The 20145-nt window shown below is 59.2% G+C and carries 19 protein-coding genes; 11 read left to right on the top strand and 8 right to left on the bottom strand.

From position 1 onward, the window contains the following. Positions 1–24: 24 nt before the first annotated feature. Positions 25–804, bottom strand: a complete 780-nt coding sequence (locus tag BV390_RS15875) for an MBL fold metallo-hydrolase (protein WP_085397099.1) — start codon at positions 802–804, stop codon at positions 25–27. 168 nt (positions 805–972) lie between these two features. Between BV390_RS15875 and BV390_RS15870 the strand changes: the two genes are divergently transcribed. After that, positions 973–1527: an NUDIX domain-containing protein gene (locus tag BV390_RS15870; RefSeq protein WP_032697025.1), complete on the top strand. Its 555-nt coding sequence runs from the start codon at positions 973–975 to the stop codon at positions 1525–1527. On the opposite strand, the gene BV390_RS15865 is transcribed toward BV390_RS15870, so the two are convergent. The 3 genes from BV390_RS15865 to BV390_RS15855 all read right to left on the bottom strand — a co-directional run bounded on the left by BV390_RS15865 (position 1519) and on the right by BV390_RS15855 (position 4426). Then, on the bottom strand, positions 1519–2379 hold the full coding sequence (locus tag BV390_RS15865; RefSeq protein ID WP_032690233.1) for a DMT family transporter: 861 nt from the start codon (positions 2377–2379) through the stop codon (positions 1519–1521). The two genes, BV390_RS15870 and BV390_RS15865, sit on opposite strands and share 9 nt — an antisense overlap. Before the next feature lie 24 nt (positions 2380–2403). Further along, a complete protein-coding gene (gene nlpA / locus BV390_RS15860) occupies positions 2404–3213 on the bottom strand; it encodes a lipoprotein NlpA (protein ID WP_032697026.1) in 810 nt (269 codons plus the stop codon). A 307-nt stretch (positions 3214–3520) separates the two neighbouring features. Then, positions 3521–4426 (bottom strand): helix-turn-helix transcriptional regulator, encoded by a 906-nt coding sequence (locus tag BV390_RS15855; RefSeq protein ID WP_032690231.1) that lies wholly within the window; start codon positions 4424–4426, stop codon positions 3521–3523. 117 nt (positions 4427–4543) lie between these two features. Between BV390_RS15855 and BV390_RS15850 the strand changes: the two genes are divergently transcribed. After that, positions 4544–5080, top strand: coding sequence for a carboxymuconolactone decarboxylase family protein (locus BV390_RS15850; RefSeq protein WP_064384803.1), 537 nt, complete (start codon positions 4544–4546; stop codon positions 5078–5080). A 17-nt stretch (positions 5081–5097) separates the two neighbouring features. On the opposite strand, the gene BV390_RS15845 is transcribed toward BV390_RS15850, so the two are convergent. After that, the gene (locus BV390_RS15845; protein ID WP_032690229.1) at positions 5098–5568 is read right to left on the bottom strand and encodes a nuclear transport factor 2 family protein; all 471 of its coding nucleotides are present in this window, start codon (positions 5566–5568) and stop codon (positions 5098–5100) included. Further along, positions 5565–6197, bottom strand: coding sequence for a pyridoxamine 5'-phosphate oxidase family protein (locus tag BV390_RS15840; RefSeq protein WP_032697029.1), 633 nt, complete (start codon positions 6195–6197; stop codon positions 5565–5567). Before BV390_RS15840 ends, BV390_RS15845 begins: the two co-directional genes overlap by 4 nt. Positions 6198–6299: 102 nt before the next feature. Here BV390_RS15840 and BV390_RS15835 point away from each other — a divergent pair, with 102 nt between their 5' ends. After that, a complete protein-coding gene (locus tag BV390_RS15835; RefSeq protein ID WP_064384835.1) occupies positions 6300–7214 on the top strand; it encodes a LysR family transcriptional regulator in 915 nt (304 codons plus the stop codon). Here the strand turns inward: BV390_RS15835 and BV390_RS15830 are convergent. Continuing rightward, positions 7211–8704, bottom strand: a complete 1494-nt coding sequence (locus tag BV390_RS15830; protein ID WP_032690226.1) for an MDR family MFS transporter — start codon at positions 8702–8704, stop codon at positions 7211–7213. The genes BV390_RS15835 and BV390_RS15830 overlap by 4 nt on opposite strands. Positions 8705–8784: 80 nt before the next feature. Between BV390_RS15830 and BV390_RS15825 the strand changes: the two genes are divergently transcribed. Continuing rightward, on the top strand, positions 8785–9432 hold the full coding sequence (locus BV390_RS15825) for a TetR/AcrR family transcriptional regulator (protein ID WP_032690225.1): 648 nt from the start codon (positions 8785–8787) through the stop codon (positions 9430–9432). A gap of 28 nt (positions 9433–9460) precedes the next feature. Here BV390_RS15825 and BV390_RS15820 read toward each other — a convergent pair whose 3' ends face one another. After that, complete coding sequence (locus tag BV390_RS15820; protein WP_032690224.1) at positions 9461–9877, bottom strand: GNAT family N-acetyltransferase; 417 nt, start codon at positions 9875–9877, stop codon at positions 9461–9463. A gap of 200 nt (positions 9878–10077) precedes the next feature. Between BV390_RS15820 and BV390_RS15815 the strand changes: the two genes are divergently transcribed. The 7 genes from BV390_RS15815 to murP all read left to right on the top strand — a co-directional run bounded on the left by BV390_RS15815 (position 10078) and on the right by murP (position 20118). Continuing rightward, positions 10078–10647, top strand: coding sequence for a TetR/AcrR family transcriptional regulator (locus BV390_RS15815; RefSeq protein ID WP_032690223.1), 570 nt, complete (start codon positions 10078–10080; stop codon positions 10645–10647). A gap of 135 nt (positions 10648–10782) precedes the next feature. Then, on the top strand, positions 10783–11907 hold the full coding sequence (locus tag BV390_RS15810; protein WP_032690222.1) for an efflux RND transporter periplasmic adaptor subunit: 1125 nt from the start codon (positions 10783–10785) through the stop codon (positions 11905–11907). Beyond that, positions 11907–15014 (top strand): efflux RND transporter permease subunit, encoded by a 3108-nt coding sequence (locus tag BV390_RS15805; RefSeq protein ID WP_032698519.1) that lies wholly within the window; start codon positions 11907–11909, stop codon positions 15012–15014. The genes BV390_RS15810 and BV390_RS15805 overlap by 1 nt, the downstream gene beginning before the upstream one ends. A gap of 3 nt (positions 15015–15017) precedes the next feature. Beyond that, positions 15018–16382, top strand: coding sequence for an efflux transporter outer membrane subunit (locus BV390_RS15800; RefSeq protein ID WP_032697032.1), 1365 nt, complete (start codon positions 15018–15020; stop codon positions 16380–16382). Between the two features lie 47 nt (positions 16383–16429). Next, positions 16430–17593: a multidrug effflux MFS transporter gene (locus BV390_RS15795; protein WP_032690220.1), complete on the top strand. Its 1164-nt coding sequence runs from the start codon at positions 16430–16432 to the stop codon at positions 17591–17593. Positions 17594–17757: 164 nt separating this feature from the next. Continuing rightward, on the top strand, positions 17758–18660 hold the full coding sequence (murQ, locus tag BV390_RS15790; RefSeq protein WP_085397098.1) for an N-acetylmuramic acid 6-phosphate etherase: 903 nt from the start codon (positions 17758–17760) through the stop codon (positions 18658–18660). A 24-nt stretch (positions 18661–18684) separates the two neighbouring features. Continuing rightward, entirely contained in the window at positions 18685–20118 is a 1434-nt protein-coding gene (gene murP, locus BV390_RS15785) for a PTS N-acetylmuramic acid transporter subunit IIBC (protein ID WP_032690218.1), read from the top strand. Positions 20119–20145 lie beyond the last annotated feature (27 nt).

Below are 20145 nucleotides of genomic sequence, written 5' to 3'. Positions count from 1 at the left end.
TCCTCTCCGTTCCCCGCGGCGGGCTTAAAAGATCATACTTTCCCCATCCTGCGGGATGCTGACACAATCGGCAATCTGATTATCCGCCACGTATTCGCGCAGCTCCTCGCGGCTCAGCAGGCAGTGATTAACCGCCTCAAGATGGATGGCGACAATTTTCGCCTCTGGCAGGGTGAAATGGGTTTTCAGCACATCTTCTTTGCCCATGATAATCGGCCCGAATCCAATCACGTGCGCGTACCCGGCATTCAGTACCACGACATCGGGACGTAGCCGTAGCATGTCGGCCGCAATTTCAGGACGCCAGATGGTATCGCCGACCAGCCACAGCGTCTTCTCCTGCGGATGGCGAAACACCACGCCGCAGGCTTCGCCCAGCCGCTCCGCCATAGCCGGTACGGCATAGGTGCGGTCGCTACCATGCTGCCCGGAGGTGGTTTTCTGTAAACGGACGCCGGCAAACTCGCTCTCTTCCGACAGCAGACGGACATCCTGAAATCCCTGTCCACGCAGCAGCCCGGCATCACCGTCATGCTGCACAAAAACCGGCAGCGTTTTCGGGATCGCGGCGATCGCCGCCTCATCCCAATGATCATCATGCGTATGGGTGACGATCGCCGCATCGACATCAATGATAGTTTTCAGGGAAAAAGGCAGCCCGACCAACGGATTACGCAGCGCTGCGCGGGCGGTGCCCGGGAATCCCGGCCAGGCGCCACGATCCGCCAGCATCGGGTCAATCAGGAACTTTTTCCCTGCATATTCAATAAGCTGAGTTGAGTTACGGATCTGGGTCATTTTCATGATGTTCACTCCTCTTCGCGGTTATCTGGCGAACATCGTACGTCCCACCAGCCTGGCGCAATATGGGCATTTGGGCAATGTTCGATGAGATTGGGCCAACTTTCTGCGGTTGCCATCCGCCCCAGGCTATGGTGTCCTGAACGCGGGTTTTCTGAGGAAGTGGCTACGATGAAAAAGAGACTAAGCGCCGCCGATATGCACGACGCCGAAGTGATTGCGCAAACTCCGTGGTTCAGCATGCGTAAAGTGGCCATCGACGTCACCGACGCCGAGCGCCGCGATTTTTACTCTGTCCATTACCCGCGTCCGGCGGTGGGGATTGTCGCCATGCAGCAGGACAAAGTACTGCTGATCCGCCACTATCGGTATCTGATCGATAAGGTGGTATGGGCTATTCCGTCCGGCGGTATTGATGAAGGGGAAGAGCCGCGCGCGGCGGCCCTACGCGAGCTACGGGAAGAGACCGGCTATCAGGCGAAACAGGCCACAGAAATTATCCGCTACAACCCCTCCTACGGCAGCAGCGACCAGCTGTTTATCACCTGGCTTGCGCGCGATCTGACGTATGTCGGAATGGATGAAGATCAGGATGAGGTGATGGAAACAGGCTGGTTTACCTTCGCCGAAATCAGCCAGCTGATCGCCCGCGGCGAGATGCCTGACGGGCTGTCGCTGGTGCCGCTGCTGCATCTGATGGCGCAGCAGCATAACGGTTTAGCGTAACGGCCTGAGCATCCGCCAGCGGAACCACAGCTGCGCCACCAGGATCAGCATACCGCCAATAATCTTTTGCAACGGCAGCTGTTCGCCGTACCACAACGCGGCGGCAATGACCGTCAACAGCGGCTCCAGCACCATGATAATCGCAGCGCTCGCCACCGCCGCGTACTTCTGCCCCTTCATTTGCAGGCCGAAACGCAGACTGGTGGCGATAACAATACTGGCCAGCAGCCAGCCGAAAGTGGGCAGCGTGAATGGCTGGTCCCAGGTTTCGACAGCGGCGGAGATCCCCAGCCCAACGACCCCGGTAATCGCCAGTTGCACGGTGGTCAGCGGGATCAGGGGCACATCGCGGGCGCAGCGGCTGGTGTAGCAAAACCAGATCGACTGCACCAGCGCGGTCAGCAGAAACCAGCCCTGGCTAGGGTGGAAGGCAATCGGCATATGCAGACTGAGCAGCCCGAGGCCGACGATCGCGACCGGCAGGCACTCCCAGTATGCCCGGGCAGGGCGTGTTTTCATCATCACCCATGCGGTGAGCGGCACAAACAGCATCGACAGGCTCATGATAAACGCCCCCTCGCCCAGCGAGGCAGTGGTCGAAACCGAGTAGATCCACAGACACAGGTTCAGCGCAAACCACAGCCCGCCGATCGTCATCTGCCGCCAGTGTCGCCTCTCAACGTGAAAGCCGCGACAAAACGGCAGCAGCAGCAGCGCCGCAAAAAAGAAACGCAGCCCGAGGAAGGCGAAAACCGGCATTCCGGCGATGGCTTCGCGAGAAAATATCCACCCACATGCGGCGATAACCGTAGCGGCTACCAGCAGTAAATCCGCCTGACGCTGCCGGACCATATTCACCTCTCCTTGTGTTGACGATTACCAGCCGGGAACCGCACCACCGTTAAAGATAGTCTCTGCCGCCTTTGCCACTTCCGGCGACTGATAGGACTGCATAAATTCCTTCACGTTTTCCGCGTCTTTATTCTCTTCGCGGGCCACGATGATATTCACGTACGGCGAGTTTTTATCTTCAATAAAAATCCCGTCATGCACCGGCGAGAGACCGGTCTGCTGAAGATAAGTGGTGCTGATAATCGCCACATCCACTTTCGGGTCGTCCAGCACGCGCGGCAGCTGCGCCCCTTCCAGCTCCATAATGTTCAGGTGACGCGGGTTAGTGGTGATATCGACCGCCGTAGGCAGCAGGCCAGTCCCCGCCTTCAGGGTAATCAGCTGCTCTTTTTGCAACAGCAGTAACGCGCGGCCCAGGTTGGTGGGATCGTTCGGAATGGCGATAGTCGCCCCGTCTTGCAGATCGGCCACTGATTTTATTTTGCGTGAATAGCCCGCCATCGGAAACACGAAGGTGTTGCCGACCGCCACCAGATGGTAGCCGTGCGCTTTGTTATCCTGCGCCAGGAACGGCCGGTGCTGGAAGACGTTAGCATCCAGATCGCCGGCGTTCGTCGCTTCGTTAGGCAGAAGCGAACCGCTAAAGCCCACCAGCTCGACATTCAGACCATATTTCTCTTTGGCGACCTTTTTAGCCACTTCCGCTACATCCTGTTCCGCGCCGTTGATGACGCCGACTTTAATGTGTTTCGCATCGCTGCCTTTCTGGTCGCAGCCTGCCAGCAGCAGACCCGCCAGCACCACGGCGGCGGCTGTCCGTAAACGCAATTTCATCATTTTTACCCTGTCAGTCCATAGAAGTCGTTATTATTTTTCGTCCGAAACTATAACGACTTTATGGTCAGGTTTTAAACTGCAAAAACAGCAACCGGAAATAAAATCATCTACCGGTGTTTGGCTTCATGCGCCAGCAGCCCAGGCGTCGCCTGTTGCTGTTGTTGTGCGAAATCCATAATTCCTCCGGATTGGTAATGATACGGCGGATGCTGGCCCGCGCGTCACAACCGGAAACCGGACGACAATGTTGTGTTTAGCCGCTGGCGGCACCGGCCGTCACGACCAGCCTCGGCGCCACAGCCGCTTACCGACGCCGCCACTCCCCAGGCGTCACGCCATACAGTTTTTTAAACGCCTTCGAGAACGAGGCCTGCGACTGAAACCCACAGCGCCCGGCAATCACATCAAGGTTGGTCTGCCGCTCCACGCGCAGCAGGCGCGCAGCCATCGCCATCCGCAGCTGCGAAAGCCAGGCCTGCGGCGTGAGGTGATAAGCACGGGCAAAGTGCCGGGCGAAGGTCGCGCGCGATAAAAAAGCGCGGGCGGCCATACTCTCCAGCGTCCAGGGCTGCTCCGGCGTCTCCAGCACCGCGAAAACAGCGGGCATCAGCCGTTCATCGCTCATCAGCCGCAGCAGCCCTTCCGGCGGCGCTTCGCTGCCCAGTAGCGTACGCAGCAGCAAAACCAGCAGCGTGTCGCCGAGACTACGCACGATAGCCCCGCCGCCGGGGCGCGCCATCAGGCTCTCCCGTACCAGCACGTTAAGCAGCAACTCCAGCTCCGGGCACTCCGCCCGCTCATCGGTGTGCAGATGAATCAAGTCAGCCGGTTCCGCAAATAACCAGCTGACGTGCGGGCCGAAGTAAAATTCGCCGCACAGCATCTCCAGCGCATCATGGTCGGTAGCGGTTCGGACCTCGGTCAGGGTCCCGTTAAAGCGGTGGGCGACGGGCAGAATCTGCCCCCACTCCACCAGACTTTCCATCAGATGCGGCGAGCCGTGCGGGAGCAAGATGACATCGCCCGCCCGCATCTGCCGGGTTTGCCTGCCGACCGTCAGCCGCCCCTCGCCACGCAACACAAAATGCCAGGGCACCACGCCGCTGCGCATCTGCTCATGCCCGGCCTGCCAGCGACCGCCAAACCGGCAATGCAGATTCACTTCGCAGCGCGGCGCCAGCAGCGCCAACAGATGACTGAGACTGTCCATGCCACTCCTGAGACGATAAGACAAAAAAATGAGACGAAGAGCCTCAGTCTAGCACGCCGCCTGTCCCTAACATGTCGCCATTGCCACATCACACCCTCACAGACACAGGAGCACACCATGAGCCGTTTAGCTGATATTCGTGAACAAGACGTCACCGGTAAAGCCGCAGAAATTTTCGGTGCGATCAAAAAAGCGATGGGTAAAGTGCCCAATGCCTATCTGACCATTGGCGGTCATTCACCGGCGGCATTGCAGCAGGCGTTGGCGCATAACGCGATGCTGAGTAAAAGCAGCCTGAATGCCAAACAGCTGGAAGCGATTAACCTGGCCGTGAGCGAGGCCACCGGCTGCGATTACTGCCTGGCGGCGCATACCTTAATGGCGAAAAAAGCGGGTTACAGCGGCGAGCAAATCCATGCCCTGCGCCGCGGCGAGGTTACTGATGATGCCCGTCTCGATGCGCTGGTCAAGTTTGTCCAGACCCTGGTGCGCACTCGCGGTACGCTCCCGGAAGCCGACGTCAGCGCACTGCGTAACGCTGGCTTCGGCGACCAGCAGGTGATTGAGATTATCAGCGCGGTGAGCGCCATTCTGTTCACCAATATGGTGAACCGGGTGAATGATACGGTCGTCGACTTCCCGAAAGCCGATTAACCCGTCACATCGCCTGTTTATAGCCCCAGCTCGCTCAGCCCCGGATGGTCATCGGGGCGGCGCCCCTGGGGCCAATGGAACAGGCGATCCCGCGCGGCAATCGGCAGATCGTTAATGCAGGCGTAGCGGGTATGCATCAGGCCATGCTCATCAAACTCCCAGTTTTCATTGCCATATGAGCGGAACCAGCTGCCGCTGTCATCACACCATTCATAGGCGAAACGCACGGCAATACGGTTATCGTTCCACGCCCACAGCTCCTTAATCAGCCGGTACTGCTGCTCCTTTTGCCATTTTCGCGTCAGGAAGCCGATGATTTCCGCACGCCCATGGACAAACTCACTGCGGTTGCGCCACTGGCTGTCGGCCGTATAGGCCAGCGCCACTTTTTGCGCGTCGCGGCTGTTCCAGCCATCTTCGGCGGCGCGAACCTTTTGCAGCGCGCTTTCCCGGGTAAACGGCGGTAGCGGCGGGCGAACTTCGGTCATGGTCGTTCTCCTTTTAACGTTAACTGTTGTTGTAGCTTCAGATTTTCCTGCTCCAGCGCCTGGATACGCTGCTGCAGCGTCTGGCTGTACTCCGCCACCTGTCGGGCGCTGTAGCGCGGCGTTATGTGCTGCGGACAGTTCCAGTCAAACGCCTGCAGATGAAAGCGAAACAGGCGCTCCACCCGGGCGCGGTAATTGTCCGGCGTGACCCGAGCCAACAGCCCGGGATCATCGTCCTTCGCCAGCACCTCGACGGTGGCATAGATTTTCAGCCTGGCGCGGCGCGGGTAATCCATCAAAAACAGGCAGGCCCGGTCGCTGCCGCGCAGGTTGCCGGTGGTGATGTACTGCCGGTTGCCGCCAAAATCCGCCATCGCCAGGGTGGCGTCATCCAGCAGATGGAGAAAACCCGGCGGCCCGCCGCGATGCTGGATGTAGGGCCAGCCGGTTTGCGATAACGTTGCCAGATAAAAACTGTCGCGGGTGGCGATCATCTCCTCTTCGCTGGCGCCGAAACGTTCTCCCCTGCGCTGGCGATACGGCGACTGCCACAGACCATCGCTTCCCATTTCATGTTGAACGTCCATCACATCAGGCGTGATGGCAATATCGAGAAAGTCCCCCGGCATAGATCCTCCGAACGCGCTGTGACTGCGCTCATCATGGACTCTGCCGCCATAAATGATAATACTGCGATACTGACAATCATCTTTCCGGAAAACGGGATAATTATGGATCGCTTGAGCGCCATGGCGCTGCTGGTAAAAGTCACTGAACTGGGCAGCATGTCGGCGGCGGCGCGGGCGCTGAATACGCCGTTGACCACCATCAGCCGCCATATTGCCGAACTGGAAAGCACGCTCGGCGTGCGCCTGCTGCTCCGCACCACCCGCAAGCTGACGCTGACCGATGCCGGTATCGATTATGTCGCCGCCGCACGGCGGATTCTCGAAGAGGTTGACCTGGCCGAGCGCCAGGCGGCGGGGGAATATCAGCAGCCGAAGGGTGAGCTGACGATCGCGGCACCGACGATGTTTGGCCGACAGCATGTTTTGCCGGTTGTCACCGCTTTTCTCGCCCGTTACCCGCAAATTCGCGTCCGTTTGCTGCTCAGCGATCGTAATGCCGACCTGGTCGACGACCATATCGATCTCGCGGTGCGTATCGGTACGCTACCGGATAGCGGAATGGTTGCCACCCGCCTGGGCGAGATGCGTATTGTCACCTGCGCCCACCCGGCGCTGCTGGAGAAGCACGGATACCCGCAGCGCCCGCGTGAGCTGAGCACACTGCCGGCCATTGGCATTGAATCACCGATGCCCTATCGCGGCTGGCGGTTTAAGGCGCCGATGGCGGAAGACCGGCACGTAGTGCTCCAGCCGGTGCTCTGCGTGACCACTCCGGAAAGCGCCGCCGACGCCGCGCGACTGGGGGCCGGCGCGGCGCGCCTGCTGCACTACCAGGCCATCGATGGTCTGGCGTGCGGTGAACTGACGCTGATACTGGAAGCGATGGAACCGGAGCCTGCGCCGGTACACCTGCTGTATACCGCCCGCGGGCTGGCACCTCTTAAGTTGCGGAAGTTTATCGATTTCGCCACCCCGATGCTGCGCCAGGCGCTGGCGCGCATCGCGGCAACCCGCTAGCTCGCCACCGTTTTCAGCGGCGCCTCTTTCAGCAGCCATGAGAGCAGGAAAGCGACCGCCATGATGCAGGCTGCCATCAGGAATGCGGCATGAATCGCCGAGCCAAAGGCATCGAGATAATCGAGGCGGATCTCTGACGGCAGGTTCTGCACCGCGGCCGGATTCAGCGCCCGCGGCAGCGCCGTCCCTTCCGGCAGCAGACGCTGCAGGTTGTTTTGCAGAACGTGGGTGAACACCGCGCCGAACAGCGCCACCCCGATGGAACCGCCGATCGAACGGAACAGCGTCACGCCAGAGGTCGCCACGCCGTACATCTGCGCCGGCATGGCGTTCTGTACCGCCAGCACCAGCACCTGCATCACCAGTCCCAGGCCCATCCCCAGCACGGCGGTAAACAGATACAGCTGCCACATCGGCGAGTAAATGGTAATACGCGTCAGCAGCACCATCCCCACCATACCTGACAACGTGCCAAGAATCGGGAATATGCGGTACCGGCCAGTACGGCTGATAATGCGCCCGCTGACGATCGACGTCATCAACAGCCCGCCCATCAACGGAATGAGCTGCATCCCGGCTTCGGTCGGCGTCGCCGCCTTCACCACCTGCAGATAGAGCGGCAGGAAGGTGACCGAGCCAAACAACGACATCCCGATGACAAAGCCAATCAGGCTGCACAGCAGAAAGCTGCGATTGCGAAAGAGGGAGAGCGGGATAATCGGTTCTGCGGCGATCCGTTCTTCATAAATAAAGCCGATAACCCCCACCACGCCGAAGGCGAGAATGCACCACAGCTGCGGGTCGTTCCACGCGCGCACGCTGCCGCCTTCAGAGGTGAAGAGAATGATACACAGCAGCGCCATACTCAGGTAAATCGCGCCCAGCCAGTCAACCTGATGCTGGCTACGTTTATTGCTGCTGTGGAAAACCGCGCCGATCACCAGCAGCGCAAACAGCCCCAGCGGCAGGTTGATATAGAAAATCCAGCGCCATGAAGCGTGCTGGACCAGGAAGCCACCGATGAGCGGCCCGATCACCGTCGCCAGGCCGAATACCCCGCCGAACAGCCCCTGATAGCGGCCGCGGTTGGCCGGTGGGATCACGTCGGCCACCGCCGCCATGCTGATCACCATCAGGCCGCCGCCGCCCAGCCCCTGTAGCCCACGCATCAGCACCAGCTGCGTCATATTCTGCGCGACGCCGCACAGCGCGGAACCGACCAGGAACAGCACGATCGCAACCTGGAGCACAATTTTGCGGCCAAACAGATCGCCAAATTTACCGTACAGCGGTACGACAATCGTCGAGCTGAGAATATAGGCGGTGACCACCCAGGAGAGCTTATCCAGCCCCCCAAGCTCACCAACAATCGTGGGTAGCGCCGTCGACACAATGGTCTGATCCAGGGCCGACAACAGCATAACCAGCATCAGCGCGCTAAACAGCAGACGGATCGACGGTGCCGGTTGGGTCGCGACTTGAGACGTCATCACATAACTCGCTTGAAATTAATTAAATGTATAATTAATATTTAGGGAAATGATGAATCCCGTCAAGAGAGGATCAAGAAATGGCCGCACAAAAAGACAATGATGTCCCTCGCCGCCCGGGCCGCCCGCGGGGTAAAAAACCCGGCACAGCCAGTCGCGAGCAGCTTATGGATATTGCGCTGATGCTGTTTGCCCGTCAGGGGATCGCCCATACTTCGCTCAATGCCATTGCCAAAGAAGCCGGCGTGACGCCGGCGATGCTGCACTACTATTTCAGCTCGCGGGAAGCGTTAGTAGACCAGTTGCTGGAAGAGCGCTTCATGCCTTTGCGCAGTGAGATAGGCCAGATTTTTATCGAACATCCGGAAGATCCGGTGACCGCTTTCACCTTGCTGATCGAGGCACTGGGGACGCTGGCGGAGAAGCACAACTGGTTTGCGCCGCTGTGGATGCAGGAGGTGATTGGCGAGATGCCGATACTTCGCCAGCATATGCACGCGCGCTTTGGCGATGATAAATACCACCGGATGCTGGCAACGGTGAAGCGCTGGCAGGAAGAGGGTAAACTCAACCCGGCCCTGTCGCCAGAGCTGCTGTTCACCACCCTGATTAGCCTGGTTCTGGTGCCTTTCTCCCGCCTGCGTACCGACACACGCTTAGCCTCCGTCTCCCGACAGACCATTGTCAGCCACGCGCTGACGCTGATCCGCCAGGGAATTGCCGGTTAAGCCACGCGCTATCGGCTGCCCGCCGGAGCTACAGCGCTTTCGACAGGTAGTGGCGCGCCATCCCGACGTGCGGAAAATCAGGAAGCGACATCTGCAGCTGATAGCCCTGCTTTTGATAAAACGGCAGGGCCTGGAAGCTGAAGGTATCGACCAGAACATGGCGACAGCCCTCCTCGCGCGCCTGCTTTTCCGCCGCGCGCATCAGTTCGCCGCCCAGCCCGCTGCCGCGCGAAGCTTCACTGACCCACAAATACTCAATACAGAGCCAGTTGGCCTTTCTTTTGGCAATCAAACCGCCCAACATGACCCCGGCCTCATCGCGGAAGTAGACGCCCAGGTCAGCAAACTGCGTCGCATCCAGATAGCGCAGGTTGTATTCACGTAATCCTGCCAGCAACTCCTCCTGATCCGCTGGATTAATACTTTTCGTTATAATCAATGCCATCGGCATTCTCCTTAATTCAATATTATGAAGATATCTCTGCGCTTACTTTCACAAAAAATACTTATTTTCTCCATTATTTCCTGTCTAAATTTTCCGGGCTTATTTTTAATTAAAAAAACCTTTCCATCATCCGCTGGAAACGTATAATGAAGGAAAAATGAGAATGATCATTCTCACTTTATGTCACCACGGAGAAAACCATGAGCAACGCCCTGGCCGCCCGGCAAAAGATCCGGCAGGATGAAATCATCGCTGCCGCACGTCACTGCTTTCGTCGTCATGGTTTTCACGGAGCCAGCATGGCGCAGATCGCCAGCGAGGCGAAGCTGAGCGTCGGGCAAATCTACCGCTACTTCGCCAGTAAAGACGCCATTATTGCGGAAATGATCCGCCGCATCATCGATTATCGTATTGCCGAGATGGACGGAAAAACGCAGACGGACCAAATTCCGCGGCTGCTCGCCTGGCGACAGACCCTGGATGAAGATGATGACGCGCTGATGCTGGAAATGGCCGCCGAAGCGACCCGCAATCCGCAAATCGCGGCCATGATGGTGGAAGCCGACAAGCGCATGTTTGCCAACGCCTGCGCGCATATACGCAAAGCGCACCCGCATCTGAGCGACGAACGCATCCGCTGCTGCGTTGAGATCACCGCGGTGATGATGGAAGGGACGATTTACCGGCGTCTTGTTCCACAAACGGTGGCACCAGAAGTCCTCGAGAAACTTTATCGGGAAATAACCGCTATGTTGCTAATGGATAAATAATTAACTGCAATTAATAAACAGGGAATTTTAAATTCCCTTTTTGTCGTTTCCGTTTATCGGAAATGCGTCACCCGCTGGCCTGAACCCTGCTATTTAATTAGCGGGGAGGACGTCGTTCATCCTGAGAAAAATATAATGAAATATACCATAATCCCCATCGCAGCGGCCTTATTCATCCTGAGCGGATGCGATAATGCCCAAACATCAGCCCCACCACAGGTGACGCCGGAAGTGGGCGTCGTCACGCTGAAAAGCCAGCCCGTTTCCGTGATCAGCGAACTGACCGGTCGTACCACGGCCTCACTCAGCGCCGAAGTGCGTCCGCAGGTGGGCGGCATCATTCAAAAACGCCTGTTCACCGAGGGCGATAGGGTAAAAGCCGGCCAGGCGCTGTATCAAATCGACCCCGCCAGCTATCGCGCAGCCTATAACGAAGCCGCCGCCGCGCTCAAGCAGGCCCAGTCGCTGGTGACATCCGACTGTCAGAAAGCCCAGCGCTACGCGGCGTTGGTCAAGGACAACGGCGTTTCCCGTCAGGATGCCGACGATGCTATCTCCACCTGCAATCAGGACAAAGCCAGCGTGGAGTCGAAAAAGGCGGCGCTGGAGAGCGCGCGGATTAACCTGAACTGGACCACCGTTACCGCGCCGATTGCCGGACGGATCGGCATCTCTTCCGTCACCCCCGGCGCACTGGTTTCCGCCGACCAGGATACCGCCCTGGCCACGATCCGTGGGCTGGACACCATGTATGTCGATCTCACCCGCTCCAGCGTCGATCTGCTGCGCCTGCGCAAACAAGCGCTGGCGACCAACGACAATACGCTTAGCGTGTCGCTGACCCTGGAAGACGGCAGCACCTACAGCGAAAAAGGGCATCTGGCGTTGACCGAAGTGGCGGTGGACGAATCCACCGGTTCGGTCACGCTGCGCGCAGTCTTCCCCAACCCGCAGCATGTCTTGTTACCGGGAATGTTCGTGCGCGCCCACGTCGATGAAGGAGTGATGGACGATGCGATCCTGGCGCCACAGCAAGGCATCACCCGTGATGCCAAAGGCAATGCCACCGCGCTCGTCGTCGATAGCAACAGCAAAGTAGAGCAAAGGGAAGTCGAAACCGGTGACGCATACGGCGACAAATGGCTGGTGGTGAACGGCCTGAAAAGCGGCGATAAGCTGATCGTTGAAGGCACCAGCAAAGTCGCTGCTGGCCAACAGGTCAAAGCCGTCGAAGTCAACAATGACGGAGGCAACGCCTGATGTTTTCCCGCTTCTTTGTGCGTCGCCCGGTTTTTGCCTGGGTTATCGCCATTCTGATCATGCTCGCCGGGGTGCTCGCCATCCAGACGCTGCCGGTGGCGCAATATCCTGACGTCGCCCCTCCGGCGGTAAAAATCTCGGCCACCTATACCGGGGCCTCTGCGGAAACCCTGGAAAACAGCGTCACTCAGGTCATTGAACAGCAGCTGACCGGGCTGGATAACCTGCTCTATTTCACCTCCACCAGCAGCTCTGACGGCTCGGTAGATATTACCGTCACCTTCGAGCAGGGGACCGACCCGGATACCGCCCAGGTGCAGGTGCAGAACAAAGTCCAGCAGGCGGAATCACGCCTGCCGAGCGAGGTGCAGCAGTCCGGCGTCACGGTAGTGAAATCGCAAAGTAACTTCCTGCTGATCCTCGCGGTGTACGATAAAAATAACAAAGCCACCAGCTCCGATATCTCCGACTGGCTGGTCAGTAACATGCAGGACCCGCTGGCGCGCGTTGAGGGCGTCGGTAGCCTGCGCGTTTTCGGCGCAGAATACGCGATGCGTATCTGGATGGATCCAACCAAACTGGCCTCCTACGCGCTGATGCCTTCCGATGTACAAACGGCGATTGAAGCGCAGAACGTGCAAATTTCCGCGGGCAAAATCGGCGCGCTGCCGTCATCCAGCGCGCAGCAGCTGACCGCCACCGTCCGCGCCCAGTCGCGGCTGCAAACCGTCGATCAGTTCAAAAACATTATCGTCAAGAGCAAGTCAGATGGCTCGGTGGTGCGTCTGGGCGACGTCGCTCGCGTTGAGATGGGCAGCGAAGATTACACCGCCACCTCAAACCTCAACGGCCATCCGGCCGCCGGTATCGCGGTGATGATGGCCCCGGGCGCCAACGCGCTGGATACCGCCACGCGCGTGAAAAGTAAAATTGCTGAATATCAGCGGCAGATGCCGCAGGGCTACGATATCGCCTATCCGAAAGACAGCACCGAGTTCATCAAAATCTCGGTTGAAGATGTTATTCAAACGCTGTTTGAAGCCATCATTCTGGTGGTTTGCGTGATGTACCTGTTCCTGCAAAACTTCCGCGCCACGCTGATTCCGGCGGTGGCGGTGCCGGTCGTGCTGCTGGGGACCTTTGGCGTACTGGCGTTGTTCGGCTACTCCATCAACACCCTGACCCTGTTTGCGATGGTACTGGCCATCGGCCTGTTGGTGGATGACGCCATCGTGGTGGTGGAAAACGTCGAGCGTATTATGCGCGACGAGGGCCTGCCCGCCCGTGAAGCTACCGAAAAATCGATGGGCGAAATCTCCGGGGCGCTGATCGCGATTGCGCTGGTGCTGTCGGCGGTATTCTTACCGATGGCCTTCTTTGGCGGCTCGACCGGCGTGATTTATCGCCAGTTCTCGGTGACCATTATCTCGGCGATGATGCTGTCGGTGGTGGTGGCTCTCACCCTAACGCCGGCGCTGTGTGGCGCGCTGCTCTCCCACTCTAAGCCGCATACCAAAGGGTTCTTCGGGGCGTTTAACCGCCTGTGGGGCCGTACCGAACAGGGCTATCAGCATCGCGTGCTCGGCGGGCTACGCCGCTCTGCCATGATGATGGGCGCCTTTGTGCTGATCTGCGGCACCATGGCGCTGGCGATGTGGAAGCTGCCGGGAAGCTTCCTGCCGGTAGAGGATCAGGGTGAAATTATGGTCCAGTACACCCTCCCGGCGGGCGCCACCGCCGTGCGTACCGCCGAGGTACGTCGCCAGGTGACCGACTGGTTCCTCAGCAAAGAAAAAGCCAATACCAACGTTATTTTCACCGTCGATGGCTTTAACTTCAGCGGCAGCGGACAAAACGCCGGGATGGCCTTCGTGTCGCTGAAAAACTGGTCCGAGCGTAAAGGCGCCGAGAACACCGCCCAGGCCATTGCCCTGCGCGCCACCCGGGATCTGAGCAGTATTCGCGACGCCTCGCTGTTTGCCATGACCCCGCCGTCGGTGGACGGTCTGGGGCAGAGCAACGGCTTTACCTTTGAACTGATGGCGAGCGGCGGCACCGATCGCGATAGCCTGATGAAAATGCGCAGCCAGCTGCTGGCTGCCGCCAACCAAAGTCCGGAACTCCAGTCGGTCCGCGCCAACGACCTGCCGCAAATGCCGCAGCTGCAGGTCGATATCGACAATGACAAAGCCGTTTCCCTGGGACTGTCGCTGAGCGATGTCACCGACACGCTCTCCAGCGCATGGGGCGGCACCTACGTCAACGATTTTATCGATCGCGGACGCGTGAAGAAGGTTTACATCCAGGGAGAAAGCGACGCCCGCGCCGTGCCGTCCGATCTCGGTAAATGGTTCGTACGCAGCAGCAATGACAGCATGACGCCGTTCTCCGCCTTTGCCACCACCCATTGGCAATATGGCCCGGAAAGCCTGGTGCGCTACAACGGCGCCACGGCCTTCGAAATCCAGGGTGAGAATGCCTCCGGCTTCAGCTCGGGTGCGGCAATGGAAAAAATGGAAGCGCTGGCCAACAGCCTGCCGGCAGGCACCACCTGGGCATGGAGCGGCATGTCGCTTCAGGAAAAGCTGGCCAGCGGGCAGGCCATGAGCCTGTATGCCATCTCGATTCTGGTGGTGTTCCTGTGTCTCGCCGCGCTGTATGAAAGCTGGTCGGTCCCCTTCTCGGTGATCATGGTGATCCCGCTGGGCCTGCTCGGCGCGGCGCTGGCGGCGTGGATGCGCGATCTGAGCAACGATGTCTACTTCCAGGTCGCACTGTTGACCACCATCGGTCTGTCGTCGAAGAACGCCATCCTGATTGTTGAATTTGCCGAAGCGGCGGTCGATGAGGGCTATTCCTTGTCGCGCGCGGCGCTACGTGCGGCGCAAACGCGTCTGCGTCCTATCGTGATGACCTCGCTGGCGTTTATCGCCGGGGTCCTGCCGCTGGCGGTAGCGACCGGCGCCGGGGCCAACAGCCGCGTGGCGATCGGGACCGGTATTATCGGCGGCACCCTGACCGCAACGCTGCTGGCAGTGTTCTTCGTTCCCCTGTTCTTTGTGCTGGTGAAGCGTCTGTTCACCCGCCAACGCCCTACTCAGGAGTAAGTTATGTTTCGTTTGACCCTGGTTTTTGTTGCGCTCCTGACCGCAGGCTGTGTTTCCCTCGATCCGGACTATAGCCGCCCGGCGGCGCCGGTTCCCGCGACGCTCCCTGGCGCTCACGGTGAAGCCACTGCGGTGGTCGGCAGCTGGCAGCAGGTTGTCAACGATGCGCGGCTGAAAAAAGTGGTCAGCATGGCGCTGACCAGCAACCGCGATCTGCAGAAAGCGATTGCCGACATTGAGGCCGCTCGGGCGCAGTATGGCGAAACCCGCGCATCGCTGTTCCCCACCGTTGACGCCGAACTGAGCCATACCCGCAGTAAAACTGTCGCCAGCGGCCTCACCTCATCCTCAGAGGCCGACGGCGCGGTCTCCAGCTTCGAGCTGGATCTGTTTGGTAAGAATCAGAGTTTATCGCGGGCGGCACGGGAGACCTGGCTTGCCAGCGAATACACCGCGCAGAATACGCGCCTGACGATGATTGCCGATCTGACCACCGCATGGGTCACGCTCGCGGCGGATAACAGCAATCTGGCGCTGGCCCAGCAGACCCTGGCCAGCGCAGAGAACTCACGCAAAATTGTTGCCCGCCAGATGGCGGTAGGCACCGCTTCCGCGGGCGACCTCAGCGATGCCGAAAGCGTTTACCAGCAGGCGCGTGCCAGCGTCGCCAGCTATCGCACCCAGGTGGCGCAGGACAAAAACGCGCTCAATTTACTGGCCGGTGAAACCGTGCCCGACAGCCTGCTGCCCGGTACCCTGGAAAGCCTCGGCGACCACGGCATTAGCCTGGTACCGGCCGGCGTATCCTCGTCGGTGCTGCTCCGCCGCCCGGATATCCAGGAAGCGGAGCATAACCTGAAGAGCGCCAATGCGGATATCGGCGCGGCGCGAGCCAATTTCTTCCCGACCATCTCCCTGACCGCCAGCGCTGGCGTAGGCAGCGATGCGCTATCTTCCCTGTTCAGTCACGGGATGCAGGTGTGGTCGTTCGCCCCATCGATTAGCCTGCCGCTATTTACCGGCGGCAGCAATTTGGCCCAGTTGCGCTATGCCGAAGCGGAGAAAAAGGGGCTGATCGCCACCTACGAGAAGAGTATCCAGAGCGCCTTTAAAGACGTGGCCGATGCGCTGGCGCGCCGGGAAACGCTGAGCGAGCAGCTGGATGCCCAGCGCCAGTACGTCGCCGCCGAGCAGACGTCGCTGGATATTGCGTTGAGGCGTTATCAGACCGGCGTCGGCGATTATCTGTCGGTCCTGACCGCCCAGCGCACGCTGTGGTCGGCGCAGGCCACGCTGATATCGCTGCAACAAACCGATCTGGAAAACCGCATCACGCTCTGGCAGTCGCTGGGAGGCGGCGCCAGCTAAATCAATATCAACCGGGCGGCAACGCCCGGTATGCTAAAGGAGTTTTTATGCCGCGCATCTCCCTCTCCTGGGCGTTAATTCTCGGCCTGTTAACCGCCATCGGTCCGCTGTGCACCGATTTCTATCTGCCCGCGTTGCCGGATATTACCCGGCAGCTGAATGCCACCGGCACGCAGACCCAGTTCTCGCTAACCGCAGCGCTGATTGGTCTTGGTCTCGGCCAGCTGTTTTTTGGTCCGCTCAGCGACCGCATCGGGCGTAAAAAACCGCTGGTGCTCTCGCTGCTGCTGTTTATTTTCTCATCGGCGATGTGCGCCGCGACCGACGATATTCATCTGTTGATCGGCTGGCGTTTTCTGCAGGGCTTCGCCGGTGCGGGGGGGTCAGTGCTCTCCCGTTCGATTGCCCGCGATAAATATCAGGGCGCCCGACTGACCCAGTTTTTCGCCCTGTTGATGACCGTCAACGGCATCGCCCCGGTGGTGTCGCCGGTGATTGGCGGCTACATCATTACCGCGTTCGACTGGCGAATTTTGTTCTGGACGATGGCCGGGATCGGCGGCGTACTGCTGCTCCTGAGCCTGACGGTGCTACGCGAAACGCTGCCGGGTAAAGATCCGGCCACGACACATCAGCAAAGCGACATCCCGGTGCTGAAAAACCGCCCCTTTATGCGCTACTGCCTGATTCAGGCTTTTATGATGGCCGGACTGTTCTCATACATCGGCTCGTCGTCGTTCGTGATTCAGAGCGAATACGGCATGACGGCCCTGCAGTTCAGCCTGCTGTTTGGCGTAAACGGCATTGGACTGATTATCGCCGCGCAGATCTTCTCCCGCCTCTCGCGCCGCTATAGCGCCGATACGCTGCTGCGCGGTGGCCTGAGCCTGGCGGTCCTGTGCGCAGTCATCACCCTGTTTCTCGCCTGGCAACATCTGCCGCTACCGGCGCTAATCGGCCTGTTCTTCACCGTGTCGTTCATGAGCGGTATCAGCACCGTTGCCGGCTCAAAAGCGATGAGCGAGGTCAGCAGTACGCAATCGGGTACCGCCTCGGCGCTGATGGGGACCCTGATGTTTGTCTGCGGCGGCATCGCGGCGCCGCTGGCCGGACTCGGCGGTGAAACGATGTTGAAAATGAGCCTCGCCATGACCATCAGCTATCTGATCGCCCTGTTCTTCGGCCTGCAAAAAAACCACTCGACCCGTTAAGCGCGAATGCAGTAATAAAATATTCCAATTTTGTTACTGCATCACTTCCCGACCTGCCTACAAATCTCTTATTATCCGTTGAGTATTAATCGTGATAACCTTCACATGATTGGAATAATTAATTCCTTAGAATCTGGCTTAACTGTGATTGAAGAGGTTTGTGTATGAGTATCGACCTGAGCGCGCTGCTGACCGAGCGCCGCAATGCCAATAGCGCCAATATAGACACCCTGTCCACCGTCGAGATGCTGACGGTTATTAACCAGGAAGACCAGCAGGTGCCCCACGCGATCGCCCCCTATTTACCGCAAATCGCTCAGGTCGTAGATAAAGTGGCCGCGGCGTTACAAGCCGGTGGACGCCTGATTTATATTGGCGCCGGGACCTCCGGGCGCCTGGGGATCCTGGATGCCAGCGAATGTCCGCCGACTTTCGGTACCCGTCCGGAGCAGGTGGTCGGGGTGATTGCCGGCGGCCATAAAGCCATTCTCAGCGCCGTGGAAAATGTGGAAGATAACAAAGCGCAGGGCGCCATGGACCTGCAAAATCTTAACTTCAGCAACCGCGATGTGCTGGTTGGCCTGGCCGCCAGCGGACGTACGCCGTACGTCATTGGCGCCATGGAGTATGCCCACAGCCAGAACGCCTTTGTGACCATCGTCAGCTGCAACCCGCACGGTGAAATGGCCCGTCTGGCCGATGTGGCCATTACCCCAGTCGTGGGTCCGGAAGTGGTCACCGGGTCTACCCGTCTGAAAGCGGGAACCGCGCAAAAGCTGGTGCTGAACATGATCTCCACCGGTGCCATGATCCGTATTGGTAAGATTTACAGCAACCTGATGGTTGACGTTGAAGCGACCAACGCGAAGCTGATTGAGCGCCAGGTCTCGATCGTTATGGAAGCAACCGACTGCGATCGCGCCACCGCACAGGCCGCGCTGGACGCCTGCGGTCGCCACTGTAAAACCGCCATTGTCATGGTGCTGGCGAATCTGAACGCTGCGGAAGCCCAGTCCCTGCTGGCGCAAAATAACGGTTTTATCCGCCAGGCGCTGAGCAACACCTAAGCGCCGACAACCCGGTAACGTGCAATGGCAAAAATAAATAAAGAGATGATAGCGCGGATCCTGACCCATGTTGGCGGGGCCGCAAACGTCGCCCAGGCGGGGAACTGTATGACCCGCCTGCGTTTAACCCTACGTGATGAGCAGCTCGCCGATAGCGCCGCCATCCGCCAGATTGAAGGGGTGATGGGGGTTATCGTCAGCGATGAGCAGTTTCAGGTGGTGCTCGGCCCCGGTAAAGCGCAAACCGCAGCGGAAATGATGAACGGACTGCTGGAAGAGGCGCCGGCCGACGCGCCGTCTCTGGCGGAGGTGGCGGCAGAGAAAAAACAGGCGCTGAAAAGTAAGCAAACCAGCGGCGTGCAGAAGTTTCTCGCCAAATTCGCCACTATTTTTACCCCGCTGATTCCCGGTTTTATCGCCGTCGGTCTGCTGCTCGGCTTCGCGACGCTGGCAGAACAGATGTTTGTGCTGGAGAACGCCCATCCCAACGCCTCCCTGGTGGCGCTAATTGGCTACATGAAAGTCTTCAGCAAGGGGATGTTCACCTTCCTGAGTATCCTGATCGGCTATAACGCGCAGAAGGCGTTTGGCGGTTCCGGAGTCAACGGCGCCATTATCGCTTCGCTGTTTGTCCTCGGCTACAACCCCGAAGCCACCAGCGGGTTCTTCTCCGGGATCACCACCTTCTTCGGCCACGGCATTGACCCGCGCGGCAACATTATCGGCGTGCTGATTGCCTCGATTCTCGGTGCGTGGGTGGAAAAGCAGGTACGCCGCGTGATGCCGGCCAACCTCGATATGATCCTGACCTCGGCAGTCACCCTGCTGATTATGGGCGCGGTGACCTTTACGGTGATTATGCCCATCGGCGGCTGGTTGTTTACCGGGATGTCGTGGCTGTTCCTCCATCTCAACGGCAACCCGTTTGGCTCCGCGGTGCTCGCCGGTCTGTTCCTGCTGGCGGTGATGTTCGGCGTCCATCAGGGCTTCGTGCCGGTCTATTTTGCGCTGGTCGATGCGCAAGGATTTAACTCACTGTTCCCGATCCTGGCGATGGCGGGAGCCGGGCAGGTTGGTGCCGCGCTGGCGCTGTACTGGCGGGCGAAGCACGGCTCGATGCTGCGGACCCAGATTAAAGGGGCGATCATTCCCGGCTTTCTCGGTATCGGCGAACCGCTGATTTATGGCGTAACCCTGCCGCGCATGAAGCCGTTTATCACCGCCTGTATTGGCGGTGCCTGCGGCGGCTTTTTCCTCGGTCTGATCGCGTGGCTGGGCCTGCCGGTAGGGCTGAATACGGTCTTTGGCCCTTCTGGCCTCGTGGCGCTACCGCTAATGACCTCCGCGAGCGGGATCTACGCTGGCATGGCGGTTTACGCCGCAGGTCTGGCCGTTTCCTACCTCTGCGGCTTCGCCTTTACCTGGCTGTTCGGCAGTAAAAACGTCGATTTGAGCTAACGCCAAATCACCCCGGGGTCCCGGCCA

This window comes from Klebsiella sp. YJ (assembly GCF_002108615.1).
In the GTDB taxonomy this organism is placed as follows: domain Bacteria; phylum Pseudomonadota; class Gammaproteobacteria; order Enterobacterales; family Enterobacteriaceae; genus Klebsiella; species Klebsiella planticola.
Note: the sequence above shows the minus strand (reverse complement) of the source record. Positions and strands in the feature narration are given on the sequence as shown.

What these genes read in the sequence shown, in the direction of transcription:
- BV390_RS15835 (WP_064384835.1), top strand. Translation starts at nt 6,300, where the DNA reads ATGGATCGCTTGAGCGCCATGGCGCTGCTGGTAAAAGTCACTGAACTG.
- BV390_RS15800 (WP_032697032.1), top strand. Translation starts at nt 15,018, where the DNA reads ATGTTTCGTTTGACCCTGGTTTTTGTTGCGCTCCTGACCGCAGGCTGT.
- BV390_RS15840 (WP_032697029.1), bottom strand. Translation starts at nt 6,197, where the DNA reads ATGCCGGGGGACTTTCTCGATATTGCCATCACGCCTGATGTGATGGAC.
- BV390_RS15870 (WP_032697025.1), top strand. Translation starts at nt 973, where the DNA reads ATGAAAAAGAGACTAAGCGCCGCCGATATGCACGACGCCGAAGTGATT.
- BV390_RS15815 (WP_032690223.1), top strand. Translation starts at nt 10,078, where the DNA reads ATGAGCAACGCCCTGGCCGCCCGGCAAAAGATCCGGCAGGATGAAATC.
- BV390_RS15795 (WP_032690220.1), top strand. Translation starts at nt 16,430, where the DNA reads ATGCCGCGCATCTCCCTCTCCTGGGCGTTAATTCTCGGCCTGTTAACC.
- murQ (WP_085397098.1), top strand. Translation starts at nt 17,758, where the DNA reads ATGAGTATCGACCTGAGCGCGCTGCTGACCGAGCGCCGCAATGCCAAT.
- BV390_RS15830 (WP_032690226.1), bottom strand. Translation starts at nt 8,704, where the DNA reads ATGACGTCTCAAGTCGCGACCCAACCGGCACCGTCGATCCGTCTGCTG.
- BV390_RS15805 (WP_032698519.1), top strand. Translation starts at nt 11,907, where the DNA reads ATGTTTTCCCGCTTCTTTGTGCGTCGCCCGGTTTTTGCCTGGGTTATC.
- nlpA (WP_032697026.1), bottom strand. Translation starts at nt 3,213, where the DNA reads ATGAAATTGCGTTTACGGACAGCCGCCGCCGTGGTGCTGGCGGGTCTG.
- BV390_RS15855 (WP_032690231.1), bottom strand. Translation starts at nt 4,426, where the DNA reads ATGGACAGTCTCAGTCATCTGTTGGCGCTGCTGGCGCCGCGCTGCGAA.
- BV390_RS15865 (WP_032690233.1), bottom strand. Translation starts at nt 2,379, where the DNA reads ATGGTCCGGCAGCGTCAGGCGGATTTACTGCTGGTAGCCGCTACGGTT.
- BV390_RS15845 (WP_032690229.1), bottom strand. Translation starts at nt 5,568, where the DNA reads ATGACCGAAGTTCGCCCGCCGCTACCGCCGTTTACCCGGGAAAGCGCG.
- BV390_RS15850 (WP_064384803.1), top strand. Translation starts at nt 4,544, where the DNA reads ATGAGCCGTTTAGCTGATATTCGTGAACAAGACGTCACCGGTAAAGCC.
- BV390_RS15825 (WP_032690225.1), top strand. Translation starts at nt 8,785, where the DNA reads ATGGCCGCACAAAAAGACAATGATGTCCCTCGCCGCCCGGGCCGCCCG.
- BV390_RS15820 (WP_032690224.1), bottom strand. Translation starts at nt 9,877, where the DNA reads ATGGCATTGATTATAACGAAAAGTATTAATCCAGCGGATCAGGAGGAG.
- BV390_RS15875 (WP_085397099.1), bottom strand. Translation starts at nt 804, where the DNA reads ATGAAAATGACCCAGATCCGTAACTCAACTCAGCTTATTGAATATGCA.
- murP (WP_032690218.1), top strand. Translation starts at nt 18,685, where the DNA reads ATGGCAAAAATAAATAAAGAGATGATAGCGCGGATCCTGACCCATGTT.
- BV390_RS15810 (WP_032690222.1), top strand. Translation starts at nt 10,783, where the DNA reads ATGAAATATACCATAATCCCCATCGCAGCGGCCTTATTCATCCTGAGC.